The sequence below is a fragment of the Neptuniibacter marinus genome (genome assembly GCF_001597725.1).
GTDB lineage: Bacteria > Pseudomonadota > Gammaproteobacteria > Pseudomonadales > Balneatricaceae > Neptuniibacter > Neptuniibacter marinus.
Window position 1 is genome coordinate 1 of record NZ_LUTR01000012.1, and the last position, 12,502, is coordinate 12,502.

The 12,502-nt window shown below is 43.2% G+C and carries 10 protein-coding genes, 1 rRNA gene and 1 pseudogene; 3 read left to right on the forward strand and 9 right to left on the reverse strand.

Annotated elements, in window-relative coordinates; genetic code table 11:
* Positions 1–62 precede the first annotated feature (62 nt).
* The 3 genes from A3774_RS09580 to A3774_RS09590 all read right to left on the reverse strand — a co-directional run bounded on the left by A3774_RS09580 (position 63) and on the right by A3774_RS09590 (position 4,268).
* Positions 63–1,603, reverse strand: a 16S ribosomal RNA gene (locus tag A3774_RS09580).
* A 714-nt stretch (positions 1,604–2,317) separates the two neighbouring features.
* The gene (pssA, locus tag A3774_RS09585; protein ID WP_067866620.1) at positions 2,318–3,073 is read right to left on the reverse strand and encodes a CDP-diacylglycerol--serine O-phosphatidyltransferase; all 756 of its coding nucleotides are present in this window, start codon (positions 3,071–3,073) and stop codon (positions 2,318–2,320) included.
* A 196-nt stretch (positions 3,074–3,269) separates the two neighbouring features.
* Positions 3,270–4,268 carry a patatin-like phospholipase family protein gene (locus tag A3774_RS09590; RefSeq protein WP_067866622.1) on the reverse strand — a complete coding sequence of 333 codons (999 nt, stop codon included), beginning with the start codon at positions 4,266–4,268 and terminating at the stop codon, positions 3,270–3,272.
* Positions 4,269–4,425: 157 nt separating this feature from the next.
* On the opposite strand from A3774_RS09590, the gene ilvY reads away from it, so the two are divergent.
* Positions 4,426–5,304: an HTH-type transcriptional activator IlvY gene (gene ilvY, locus A3774_RS09595; protein WP_067866624.1), complete on the forward strand. Its 879-nt coding sequence runs from the start codon at positions 4,426–4,428 to the stop codon at positions 5,302–5,304.
* Between the two features lie 8 nt (positions 5,305–5,312).
* Here ilvY and A3774_RS09600 read toward each other — a convergent pair whose 3' ends face one another.
* A complete protein-coding gene (locus tag A3774_RS09600; protein WP_067866625.1) occupies positions 5,313–6,116 on the reverse strand; it encodes a sterol desaturase family protein in 804 nt (267 codons plus the stop codon).
* Positions 6,116–6,511, reverse strand: coding sequence for an acyl-CoA thioesterase (locus A3774_RS09605; protein ID WP_067866629.1), 396 nt, complete (start codon positions 6,509–6,511; stop codon positions 6,116–6,118). Before A3774_RS09605 ends, A3774_RS09600 begins: the two co-directional genes overlap by 1 nt.
* A 348-nt stretch (positions 6,512–6,859) precedes the next feature.
* On the opposite strand from A3774_RS09605, the pseudogene A3774_RS17285 reads away from it, so the two are divergent.
* Positions 6,860–6,979 (forward strand): annotated as a pseudogene (locus tag A3774_RS17285) (GFA family protein); the annotation flags it as partial.
* Positions 6,980–7,297: 318 nt separating this feature from the next.
* Here the strand turns inward: A3774_RS17285 and A3774_RS09610 are convergent.
* On the reverse strand, positions 7,298–7,969 hold the full coding sequence (locus A3774_RS09610; protein WP_067866632.1) for a Bax inhibitor-1/YccA family protein: 672 nt from the start codon (positions 7,967–7,969) through the stop codon (positions 7,298–7,300).
* 134 nt (positions 7,970–8,103) lie between these two features.
* On the opposite strand from A3774_RS09610, the gene nhaR reads away from it, so the two are divergent.
* The gene (gene nhaR, locus A3774_RS09615) at positions 8,104–8,994 is read left to right on the forward strand and encodes a transcriptional activator NhaR (RefSeq protein WP_067866634.1); all 891 of its coding nucleotides are present in this window, start codon (positions 8,104–8,106) and stop codon (positions 8,992–8,994) included.
* Positions 8,995–9,070: 76 nt separating this feature from the next.
* On the opposite strand, the gene fba is transcribed toward nhaR, so the two are convergent.
* The 3 genes from fba to A3774_RS09630 all read right to left on the reverse strand — a co-directional run bounded on the left by fba (position 9,071) and on the right by A3774_RS09630 (position 12,500).
* Positions 9,071–10,135, reverse strand: coding sequence for a class II fructose-bisphosphate aldolase (gene fba, locus A3774_RS09620; protein ID WP_067866636.1), 1,065 nt, complete (start codon positions 10,133–10,135; stop codon positions 9,071–9,073).
* Between the two features lie 79 nt (positions 10,136–10,214).
* Positions 10,215–11,378 (reverse strand): phosphoglycerate kinase, encoded by a 1,164-nt coding sequence (locus tag A3774_RS09625; RefSeq protein ID WP_067866638.1) that lies wholly within the window; start codon positions 11,376–11,378, stop codon positions 10,215–10,217.
* A 102-nt stretch (positions 11,379–11,480) separates the two neighbouring features.
* Positions 11,481–12,500 carry a type I glyceraldehyde-3-phosphate dehydrogenase gene (locus tag A3774_RS09630; RefSeq protein ID WP_067866640.1) on the reverse strand — a complete coding sequence of 340 codons (1,020 nt, stop codon included), beginning with the start codon at positions 12,498–12,500 and terminating at the stop codon, positions 11,481–11,483.
* Positions 12,501–12,502: the final 2 nt, after the last annotated feature.

Below are 12,502 nucleotides of genomic sequence, written 5' to 3' on the forward strand. Positions count from 1 at the left end.
CGCTCTCTTCACTTTCTGATCAGATAATTCGTGTGAACGCTTGCCAAGATTCGGCTTTCGTTTAAGGAGGTGATCCAGCCCCAGGTTCCCCTAGGGCTACCTTGTTACGACTTCACCCCAGTCATGAACCACACCGTGGTAACCGCCCTCCCGAAGGTTAAGCTAGCTACTTCTGGTGCAATCCACTCCCATGGTGTGACGGGCGGTGTGTACAAGGCCCGGGAACGTATTCACCGTGGCATTCTGATCCACGATTACTAGCGATTCCGACTTCATGGAGTCGAGTTGCAGACTCCAATCCGGACTACGACCGGTTTTATGAGATTAGCTTACCTTCGCAGGTTCGCAGCCCTCTGTACCGGCCATTGTAGCACGTGTGTAGCCCAACTCGTAAGGGCCATGATGACTTGACGTCGTCCCCACCTTCCTCCGGTTTGTCACCGGCAGTCTCCTTAGAGTTCCCACCATTATGTGCTGGCAAATAAGGACAAGGGTTGCGCTCGTTACGGGACTTAACCCAACATTTCACAACACGAGCTGACGACAGCCATGCAGCACCTGTCTCAGAGTTCCCGAAGGCACGAAACTATCTCTAGTAACTTCTCTGGATGTCAAGAGTTGGTAAGGTTCTTCGCGTTGCGTCGAATTAAACCACATGCTCCACCGCTTGTGCGGGCCCCCGTCAATTCATTTGAGTTTTAACCTTGCGGCCGTACTCCCCAGGCGGTCTACTTATCGCGTTAGCTTCGCCACTAAAAGATCAAGTCTTCCAACGGCTAGTAGACATCGTTTACGGCGTGGACTACCAGGGTATCTAATCCTGTTTGCTCCCCACGCTTTCGCACCTCAGTGTCAATATCGGTCCAGGTAGTCGCCTTCGCCACTGGTGTTCCTTCCTATATCTACGCATTTCACCGCTACACAGGAAATTCCACTACCCTCTACCGTATTCTAGACTGGCAGTATCAGGTGCAGTTCCAAGGTTGAGCCCTGGGCTTTCACATCTGACTGACCAATCCACCTACGCGCGCTTTACGCCCAGTAATTCCGATTAACGCTCGGACCCTCCGTATTACCGCGGCTGCTGGCACGGAGTTAGCCGGTCCTTCTTCTGTCGCTAACGTCACAGTATGCACGTATTAAGTACACACCTTTCCTCACGACTGAAAGTGCTTTACAACCCTAGGGCCTTCTTCACACACGCGGCATGGCTGCATCAGGGTTTCCCCCATTGTGCAATATTCCCCACTGCTGCCTCCCGTAGGAGTCTGGACCGTGTCTCAGTTCCAGTGTGGCTGATCATCCTCTCAGACCAGCTAGAGATCGTCGCCTTGGTGAGCTCTTACCTCACCAACTAGCTAATCTCACGCAGGCTCATCCAATAGTGCAAGGTCCGAAGAGCCCCTGCTTTCCCCCGAAGGGCGTATGCGGTATTAGACCAAATTTCTCTGGCTTATCCCCCGCTACTGGGTAGATTCCTACGCGTTACTCACCCGTCCGCCGCTCGTCAGCATCTAGCAAGCTAGATCTGTTACCGCTCGACTTGCATGTGTTAGGCCTGCCGCCAGCGTTCAATCTGAGCCATGATCAAACTCTTCAGTTTAAATCATATAGTGTCACCAGGAATGTGGTGACGGCTCTAGTACTAAACAACCGGATTGCATTCGAAAATGCAAAACCTATTGTAAATCGTTTTAAATGAATTCACTTGGTTGCTTGTCTAGAAAATAAAGCTATTTGCTTCATCTCAACAAGCGCCCACACGAATTATCTGATCAAATTGTTAAAGAGCGTTGCTTGGAACCAACCTAACGCTGCGAAGCGTTTCGTCTCAAGCGAGGCGCATATTCTACTTTGCGCCGCTTCAAAGTCAACCGTTATTTTGTGTTTTTCTGAATTAATTCGCAATCAATTCCAACACAACAATCAACTCTAAAACCTTCAAACCAAATCCAACAAAACCAAAGGTTTTCAAGGAGTTAATTCAACCTCAACTTAGGTCATTCAGCGCTGCTTTGCAGGCCTCCCTTAGCAAGGACGGCGAATTATAGACACTTCCCAAACAACGTCAACAGGCAAAACTAAAAAACTGTGAAATAAAGGCAAAAAAGTGAGATTAAGCGGAAACCGGGGCGAAACTGGTTGTTTTACGATCAAACCAAACCCTCTCCCTTATTAAACAGAGATAAACCCCTAGTAATGCACATATATGTTTTATTAACTAATAATAAGACTCGTACTCATTAGGTTATTATTTGTAGATAGAAAGTAACGAACGGATACAAAAGCGGCCTTCATAATAGAAGGCCGCTTAAACTTACATACTAGATTTGTGTTTACTCTTTCGCCAAGCCCAAAGCAATGGCCCTGAGATCGCATATGCCAAAAAGAGCATCCACAGAAATATGGCAGGACTAATAGATATAACACCTACAGCCAACACAATACCTGCGAGGATAAGAAAGGGCACCTTCTCTTTTAGGTTTACATCTTTAAAGCTGTAATAAAGAACATTACTCACCATCAAAACACCTACGATAGCAACATAAGCAGCGATAAGATAAACATAAGGACCACCGTCTATATCATATTCAGTCGCAGCCCAGACAAGACCTGCTACGGCCGCGGCGGCGGCTGGGCTAGGCAAACCGATAAAATAGCGTTTATCTGTAGAACCTATCTGGGTATTAAAACGTGCAAGTCTTAATGCCGCACCAGCCACATACACAAACGCAGCAAACCAGCCCAACTTACCTATATCATCCAAAACCCAATTAAATACCACTAAAGATGGCGCAACCCCAAAAGAAACCATATCTGCCAATGAATCATATTCTGCACCAAATGCACTGGAGGTATTGGTCATACGAGCAACCCGCCCATCCAAACCATCAAGTACCATAGCAACAAAGATAGCAACTGCAGCATTTTCAAAATGCCCGTTCATACTAGCAACTACGGCATAAAACCCCGAAAAAAGCGCACCCGTTGTAAAGAGATTTGGTAAAAGGTAAATACCTCGACTACGCGGCTTAACTGATTCCGGTTTATCTTCATTCTGAAAGTCTGTCATTGCTCTTCAAATCACCTAATTAAGCATGCAAAAACACATTCTACTGCGCTAGAGGTTAGGAAGCCATGTTATCAAATAAATCAATTTTTCCATTGTTGTTGATCGACAAAAAAACCTTCTACAAATCACTCTACTCTCAGACCTGCTGGTAAGTTCACGCTAATTGCTGACAACCAACCTCTATCAAAAACTCTTATTATAAAAATAGAGGTTCTAGATCACAGCTAGGTTTATTACCAATCTTGTCCCAGTTTTCTACAATCCATCGATCTGCGGTTAAACGCCCTTTTTCTTTTAACTCCTGTAGAAATGTCTGCCGAGTATCGTACTTACTCGCTTGCTCTAAAGATGAGAAAACCTCTCCTGATTCAATTAAATGAAAGCGTAGATTCCTAAAACGACGCTCCAATCCATTAAGACTAAAATAGCAACCTTTTGCTTGCTGCAAGGTATAACTGATCGCACGCATCTCTCGTAAAAAAGTGCTCTGAAAACCAAGCTCTGTTACTCTTTGATTAATTGCTTGCGACGTAGTGGGCACCTCCCCGCCCTGAAGGGGCTGTAACAAAACCAGTAATATGTCATCTTCTTTACAATCAAATATCAATGGATATACCGCAGGGTTACCTGAGAAGCCTCCGTCCCAATAGTAGCTCCCATCAATTTCGATTGCTTTATGCAATGTTGGCAAACAAGCCGATGCTAGAGCATGCTCTACCGTCAACTCATTTTCTCTAAACAGCTTGATCTTCCCGCTACTGACGTCCGTAGCAGCAATAAACAGCTTAATTGGCGACGCTTCTTTCAATTTTTCAAAATCAACAAGATCCTCTAGTAAATATCGCAAAGGATTAATATCTAGCGGATTAAGATCGTATGGGGAAATATAACGCAACAGATCCATCACCCAACCCGCCATGGACGTCATTTGCGTATCATGTAATTGAGAACCTAAAAGCTCCCCTGGAGAATTCAACGAAACCTGTGTCCAAAACTTATCTAATAAGGCTCTTGCACCTTGAGCTTTACCTTCCTGCCAACCATGCGCAAGCAATATAGCATTCATAGCCCCCGCACTCGTACCCGTTACAGCCTTTGGCTTAAAATCCTCCTCTAACAAGCGATCAAGAACCCCCCAAGCAAAGGCACCATGCGCTCCGCCACCCTGTAAGGCCAGATTCAATATCTTTGTCATAATGAGCCTCCGGTTTTATTGTGCACCGCACAATAGTAGCATAAATATTAAACACTACCGAAAGCAAATAAGCCTAAAAACTAAGATCACTAGTTCCAAATCCCACTAAATAGCATAAACTAATGGCAAATATTTCAATATTTGCAACAAAGTACATATGGATATAAAACAGCTACGACAATTTATTCACTTAGCAGACAGCCTACATTTTGGCCGCGCGAGTGAAGCATCTCACATTAGCCCTTCTGCCTTGAGTAGAAGCATAAAACAACTCGAAGACGAAGTCGGTGTGTCCCTTTTTGATCGGGATAATAGAAGTGTTGCTTTAACCGCAGAAGGAAATATATTTCTTAGCTATGCTCGGGAGTCCCTAACCCAGTGGAATACCCTAAAAACTCAACTAATGGAACGTACAGGAGAATTACAGGGCCAAATCAGTATGTACTGCTCCGTTACCGCTAGCTATAGTTTTTTATTTGCCATCCTCAGCGAATTTAGAAGTAACTACCCTAAAATTGAAATAAAACTACACACCGGCGATCCTGAACATGCCATCAATCAAGTTCTTTCAGGTAATGAAGATTTTGCTATCACAGCCAAGCCTGACTCTCTACCGACCGGTCTAGCATTTAAACCGATTGCGCTATCTCCCTTATTATTCATTGCCCCCAAACAAGGGATTGAAGGCAAACCTAGATCAATTAATAAACTCGATGAAACAGTACCTATGATACTGTCTGAGGAAGGCATTGCCCGAAAGCGCATAGATCGCTGGCTAAAAGAACAAACAATAAAACCACTTATTTATGCCCAAGTTGCGGGTAATGAAGCGATTGTCAGCATGGTAAGCCTAGGCTTTGGCGTTGGGGTTGTTCCGCAAATAGTGCTAGACAATAGCCCTCTAGCTAATACTGTCGATATTCTAGACATCTCCCCAAAACTGAAAGCTTACGAAGTAGGGATCATCACTTTAGAAAAAAAGCTCAAAAATCCTTTAGTTAGCGCATTCTGGGCGCAACTAAAATCTAGCCTCTAAAGAGCTCATTAACGGCGAAACGGAAGCGAAATCATTCCTTTAAGAGAGCATACCAAGCTCGGTTCTTTAAGTTCAGATAAACCTATATCCATACCTAAATGACCTTTTTGTGGCTGCGCCGTGTAAGTTGAAAACAAGCGATCCCAGCAAGAAAGAGAGAATCCATAATTACTATCCGTTTCTTGTTGAATCTGCGAGTGATGCACTCGATGCATATCCGGCGTTACCAAAAACATCCTTACGAACTTATCCACAGTACGAGGAAGTTGAATATTACTATGATTGAACATGGCCGATGCATTCAAAAGGATTTCAAAAACAAGTACCGCAACAGCAGGTGCTCCCAACAAAACAATAGCCGCCATTTTGACTAACATTGATAACAAAATCTCTAGTGGATGGAACCTCGCACCGGTAGTGACATCATAGTCAAGATCAGCATGATGCACTTTATGTAAAGCCCATAACATCGGTATTTTATGAAATAAAACATGCTGCCAGTAGATCAGCATATCTAAAGTCACAACCGCTATAAACGTACTTAAAAATAGCGGTACCCCCAGTAAATTCAGTAACCCGTATCCCTTCTGCTCAACTAGAAGCGCAACCCCAACGGCAGCAACTGGAAACAATATCCTAAGTATCAAACTATTCAGAAAAACCAATGCAAGGTTATTGCTCCACCTATACCATCGAGTAAAATTAAGTGGACGACAAGGCCTAACTCTCTCCCACAGAGCCATAATCAAAAACACCCCAAAAAAGGCGCCTAGACGCAGATACAGTTCATTAGTTAACAACCAGCTTTCCATCACTCCGCCAGCTCGATTAAAGCTTCTATTTCTGGCAATACACAAGGCCTACCACGTTGATTTAACGCAACGCCGATAACAAGAGCCTCAAGCACGATGGCTCCATCCGAACAAATAACCTGCTGACGAAACCCAAACTTTACTTTACTAATGCGCTCCACATTCACACGCACCTCAAAACAATCACCACTGGTCAGCGAGCGTTTGTAATCCATTTCAGAACGAACAACAACCAAGTGTATTTTTTGGGCCGTTAACGCTGCAAAGTTAATCCCTTTAGCAAGTAAAAATTCATGTCGAGCATGTTCTAAATAATTAAAATAAACACCATTATTTACAATACCTTGCAGATCACACTCATAATCTCGAACTTTAAACGCTAAGCAAAATGACATGAATTCTCCTTTTATATTTTTTCACAAAAAATAACCAAGATACTAAACAATACGCAAAACCCATAAAGCACAAGCCACACTCTTGAATAAAACGACTAAGGACTTAGGATTAATGCATAGTTTTAAATAAGGTTATACAACGATAGTTAACGCGCTCGGCTTAGACACTACAAGCAACAACAAGTTGCCATGTACTTCCAATACTACAAAAAAATTGTCGTTGAAATTAAATAATTAAACGATGGTAACCCACAAAGAGAGCCAACCATTTAACGCCACAATCTCTGCGCCTAAACAGTAAAGAGGATATGTATACCTACCGAGCACTATAAGTGAAGTTGCCTATGTGGTCAGGTTCACTATGAGATAACACCACCTTACTCAACCTTCCAATATTGCTATTACTCCCGTTGCCGCCAAGCTACAGGCAGCGACCATGCAAGTAATATCATTATTCCGCCATCGTAATTTAATGAACTCAATGTAAACCTAACAACCCATATAACCATACTAGATTTTTGACTTCAGCTATCGGCTGGGGAAAACGAAGGAAAAACACTTGCCCATGAATTGCTTAGGTTACATAAACAAGAACAAAAAAACAGTTGAAGTAGCAGGTTTCTATACCTTAGCTTTCCCAAAATAGGCATTAGTTATTTAAATATCAGAACACTCAGCGACCTATATTAAGTCGTGACTGACCGGTTGGCAGGCCCTAAAAGAAAAAAGGCGGCTCTTTGGAAGACCGCCTATAAAATCCCTAACAGGGTTTATTACATAGCTAATTTACTCATCTCCACCCAAAAAACCTAAAAGGTGTAACAAACTAGTGAACAAATTGTATATTGAAAGGTACAAAGAAACGGTCGCCATAATGTAGTTTGTTTCACCGCCATGAAGGATATTACTTGTTTCATAGAGAATAAAACCGGACATTAACAACACGAACATGGCGGAAACTGCTAAAGATAAAGCAGGCATCTGGAAAAAGAAGGCCGCTAAGCTCGCAACGACACCTAAAATCATCCCGACCATCAAGAAACCACCCATGAAGCTAAAATTCTTCTTGGTAGTTAAGACATAAGCCGACAAAGCCAAAAATATAATCCCCGTCATCCCCATAGCATTCATAACTATAGCGCCGCCACCAGGCATAGAAAGATAGTGCCCAACGATAGGCCCTAAGGTATATCCCATGAACCCCGTCAGCGCAAAAACGGAGGGAAGCCCCCAAATACTATTGCTTAATTTAGCGGTTAAGAAAAACAACCCTAAAAAGCCTACTAAAGAGATAATGATGCCGGGGTGGGGAAGTTGCAGCAATAAAGAACCACCCGCCATAATCGCACTAAATAGCAGCGTAAGGGACAACAATGCATATGTATTGCGCAGTACCTTATTCGTCTCAATCGCAGATGATTGCGAATAAGTCGCGGAAGAACTCATAGATGTTTTCATAACACCCCTCCTAAAAAAAAATTAACCAAAAGCCTATAAAGGCCTTCCGGCACCAACCTTAACAAACTAAACGGCTTCCAAATTCAACTAAAGTCGATTATTCTTAAATAAATAATCGTTTTTTACGAGTACTTATGATTAATTACAAACATCTTCACTATTTTTGGATGGTGGCTAAAGAGGGAAGCATAGTTGCAGCAGCTGAGCGCCTGAACGTCACACCACATACCATTAGCGCGCAACTAGGCTTATTAGATGATTATTTAGGCTGCTCCCTATTTACCAAAGTTGGCCGACAATTAGAGCTCACAGAAACAGGTCATATGGTACTAAGTTATGCCACTGATATATTTTCATTAGGTGGTGAACTAGAAGAGCGCGTACGCAATTTAGATAAAAATCGCCCACTGGTCTTTAAAGTTGGTGTCGTTGATGTCGTTCCGAAGTCTATTGCCTACCTTCTGCTTTCTCCAGCTATAGATGATATAAAAAATATACGCATGATCTGCCACGAAGGCGATGCTAACGAACTGCTCGCACAACTCGCACTCCATCGCCTCGATCTTGTTATTTCCGAATCTCCGATCCCTACCGACGTTAGTATTAACGGCTTTAGCCACAGTTTAGGGCGATGCGGTAGCAGTTTTATGGCACATCCAGACGTAGCAGCTCAACTTAGCGATGACTTTCCAAACAACCTGAATGGTAGTCCTATGCTGCTTCCAGGAGAAACCACTATTGTACGCAGTCAGCTTTTACAATGGTTCAGCAAAAACCGAATCCACCCGAGAGTCATCGGCGAATTTGACGATAGCGCTCTCATTAAAGCGTTCGCAAATGCTGGCAAGGGTATTATGGTCGTACCTACACCGATCAAAGACGAGGTCACTGCTCAACTGGGATTAATCAGCCTAGGAGAGACAGATGAAATTGTGAATAACTTTTATGCCATTTCGATCGAACGAAAAATATCTCATACCGCCGTCGAGAAGATTACAACATCAGCGAGAGACTGGTTAGACTAGACTAGCCTATATTACGCAACCCTCCCATAAAAAAACCGCTAATATTAGCGGTTTTTTTATCAACCAATAACGACAACTAAACGATCTTTGGATTTAACGCGCCAGCCTCATATTGCTCAGCCATATCTTCAAGAGAGATCGCAGTCATTTTAGATGCATTACCCGCCGTACCAAACGCTTCATAACGCGCAATACAAATATCAGTCATCGCATCCATTGTCTTCTTCAAATATTTACGCGGATCAAACTCAGCTGGATTTTCCGCCATAAATTTACGGATTGCGCCAGTAGATGCCAAGCGCAAATCAGTATCTATATTGACTTTACGCACACCATATTTGATACCCTCAACAATCTGCTCAACGGGCACACCATAGGTTTCAGGAATCTCTCCACCGAACTCATTAATGACAGCCAACCATTCTTGAGGAACAGAAGATGAACCATGCATAACAAGATGAGTACCAGGGATACGATCGTGAATCGCTTTAATGCGGTCAATAGCTAAAATATCGCCAGTAGGTGGGCGAGTGAATTTATAAGCGCCATGGGAAGTGCCGCAAGCAATTGCCAATGCATCTACGCCTGTTTTATTCACAAAATCAGCAGCTTCATCAGGATCAGTCAACATCTGCTCTTGCGAAAGCGTACCTTCAGCACCAACACCATCTTCTTCACCTGCTTGTCCAGTCTCTAGTGACCCTAGGCAACCTAGTTCCCCCTCGACAGAAACACCACACGCATGTGCCATCTCAACCGTACGGCGAGTAACATCAACATTATACTCATAGCTTGATGGCGTTTTACCATCAGACATAAGAGAACCATCCATCATTACGGATGAGAAACCCATTGCTATTGAACGTTGGCAGATAGCAGGCGACGTACCGTGATCTTGGTGCATACATACAGGGATATGAGGAAACTCAGCGATAGCTGCTTCAATCATATGACGCAAGAAATTGGAGCCTGCATATTTACGCGCACCGGCTGATGCCTGAACAATCACTGGAGAATTTGTTTTATTTGCGGCTTCCATAATTGCGCGCATCTGTTCCAGGTTGTTCACGTTAAATGCTGGAATGCCATAGTTGTACTCAGCAGCATGATCCAGCAGCTGACGCATGGAAATTAAAGCCATTTTGTCACCCTTTTATGTCCGTTAATATTGCCGTCAGGCAATAAGATAGGCGCAGTGTAACACCCATCACTTATTAAAATTATGAATTCTTCGTTTCTAAGGCTGCCACAGCAGGCAATATTTTCCCTTCTACGAACTCAAGGAACGCACCACCACCTGTAGAGATATAAGATACTTTATCAGCGATATCATACTTATCAACAGCCGCAAGGGTGTCACCACCACCCGCAATGGAAAAACCTTGGTTTTCAGCAATTGCTAAAGATAAAGCTTTGGTACCTTCACCAAACTGATCAAACTCAAAAACGCCCACAGGGCCATTCCAAATAATCGTACCTGCAGTTTTTAATAGCTCAGCTAACTGCTTAGCCGATTGTGGACCTATATCTAAGATCATGTCATCTTCGGCCACATCATCAACCAGCTTAACCGTTGCTTCAGCTGTTTCAGAAAAATCTTTAGCAACCACGACATCGACCGGCAGAGGAATATTTGTCTTTTCCATGAGTGCTTGCGCAACCGGAATTAAATCATGCTCACACAAAGATTTACCTACGGGCTTACCTGCAGCGGCAAGGAAAGTATTCGCAATACCCCCACCGACAATCAGCTGATCTACATTAGCCGACAGCGCATTTAAGACTTCTAATTTGGTTGAAACTTTAGAACCACCAACTATTGCTGCAAGCGGAGGCGTCGGTTTGTCTAGCGCTTTACCTAAAGCCTCAAGCTCTCCTGCCAGTAAAGGTCCAGCACACGCAACTTGTGCAAACTGAGCCACACCATGAGTAGAAGCCTGTGCACGATGAGCCGTACCAAATGCATCCATCACATATACATCGCACAAGGCTGCCATCTTTTTAGCTAGCAACTCATCGTCTTTCTTTTCGCCAACATTAAAACGCACATTTTCAAGAAGGGCTAAGCCACCCTCTTTAACGTCAAAACCACCATCTAACCAATCTTTAATTAATGGAACATCACGCCCCAATAATTTAGCTAAATGGTTAGCAACGGGTTGCAGAGAGAACGCTTCGTTATATTCGCCTTCCGTTGGACGACCTAGGTGAGACATGATCATCACCTTAGCACCTGCTTCTAGCGCCAGCTCAATTGTAGGAAGCGCTGCACGAATACGTGCATCTGATGTTACTTCACCATTTTTTACTGGAACATTTAGGTCTTCACGGATCAAAACGCGCTTGCCGTTTAGATCCAGTTCACTCATTTTTAGTACGCTCATGACGTGCCCTAATTATATTTAAAAATTAAGATTGAAAAATTGTCGCTACTCGAACCTGTAGATCTTATCTATCAGGCTCAATTGAAATTTTACTTTCTACAATCAAGCCAATTGTAACCAATGTTTAGCTACATCTAGCATTCGATTGGCAAAGCCCCATTCATTATCAAACCAACAAACCACTTTAACTAAATGCCCTTCAGATACTTTAGTTTGAGTACCATCCACAACAGCAGATCGAGCATCACGATTGAAGTCTACCGATGCATGGGGCTCTTCGGTATAGCCCAATAGTCCTTTTAAAGCACCCTGCATCGACGCTTGAAGTAATATCTGATTAACCACCTCAACTGAGGTCTCTTTATCAACATTAATCGACATATCCATCATCGATACATTAATCGTAGGAACACGAATATGCAGGCATTGAAACTTACCTTCTAAATGCGGCAGCAAACGATCAATACCTTTATCTAAACCTGTATCAACCGGCACTATAGAATGCATTGCACTACGGGTTAATCGCAGATCGGTTTGATGATAACTATCGATTACCGGCTGATCATTCATCGCTGAGTGAATCGTTGTCGTCACGCCATTCTGAATACCTAGTTCTCTATCTAGCAGATCCAAAACAGGGATAATACAGTTAGTGGTACAAGATGCAGCAGAGACAATCTGATGCTCAGCTCTTAACTCTTGTTCATTCAAACCATAAACAATTGTTGCATCCACATCTGTCGTAGCGGGCTGCGAAAAAAGCAACCTTTTTGCGCCCTGCTTCAGGTGTTCATCTGCAGCCTCTCTAGATTTAAAAGACCCAGAACATTCAAAAATAAGATCTATATCTAGCTCAGACCAAGGCAGGTTTTTAACCTCAGATTCATTAATAACATCAATTTTATCGCCATTGATGATTAATTTCTTACCATCATGCTCCACTGAGGCGGGAAAGCGTCCATGGGTCGTATCATAACGCGTTAAATAAGTTACCGTTTCTATATCGGAAAGCTCGTTGATAACAACGACCTTAAAAATATTTTGTAGGCCATTCTCATAGATTGCTCGCAGTACACATTGACCGATTCGACCATAGCCATTTATTGCAACGCGATAGTTCAATC

Excerpts from the sequence above, each read along its gene's own strand:
- pssA (WP_067866620.1), bottom strand. The coding sequence starts at position 3,073 with ATGACAGACTTTCAGAATGAAGATAAACCGGAATCAGTTAAGCCGCGT.
- A3774_RS09590 (WP_067866622.1), bottom strand. The coding sequence starts at position 4,268 with ATGACAAAGATATTGAATCTGGCCTTACAGGGTGGCGGAGCGCATGGT.
- ilvY (WP_067866624.1), top strand. The coding sequence starts at position 4,426 with ATGGATATAAAACAGCTACGACAATTTATTCACTTAGCAGACAGCCTA.
- A3774_RS09600 (WP_067866625.1), bottom strand. The coding sequence starts at position 6,116 with ATGGAAAGCTGGTTGTTAACTAATGAACTGTATCTGCGTCTAGGCGCC.
- A3774_RS09605 (WP_067866629.1), bottom strand. The coding sequence starts at position 6,511 with ATGTCATTTTGCTTAGCGTTTAAAGTTCGAGATTATGAGTGTGATCTG.
- A3774_RS09610 (WP_067866632.1), bottom strand. The coding sequence starts at position 7,969 with ATGAAAACATCTATGAGTTCTTCCGCGACTTATTCGCAATCATCTGCG.
- nhaR (WP_067866634.1), top strand. The coding sequence starts at position 8,104 with ATGATTAATTACAAACATCTTCACTATTTTTGGATGGTGGCTAAAGAG.
- fba (WP_067866636.1), bottom strand. The coding sequence starts at position 10,135 with ATGGCTTTAATTTCCATGCGTCAGCTGCTGGATCATGCTGCTGAGTAC.
- A3774_RS09625 (WP_067866638.1), bottom strand. The coding sequence starts at position 11,378 with ATGAGCGTACTAAAAATGAGTGAACTGGATCTAAACGGCAAGCGCGTT.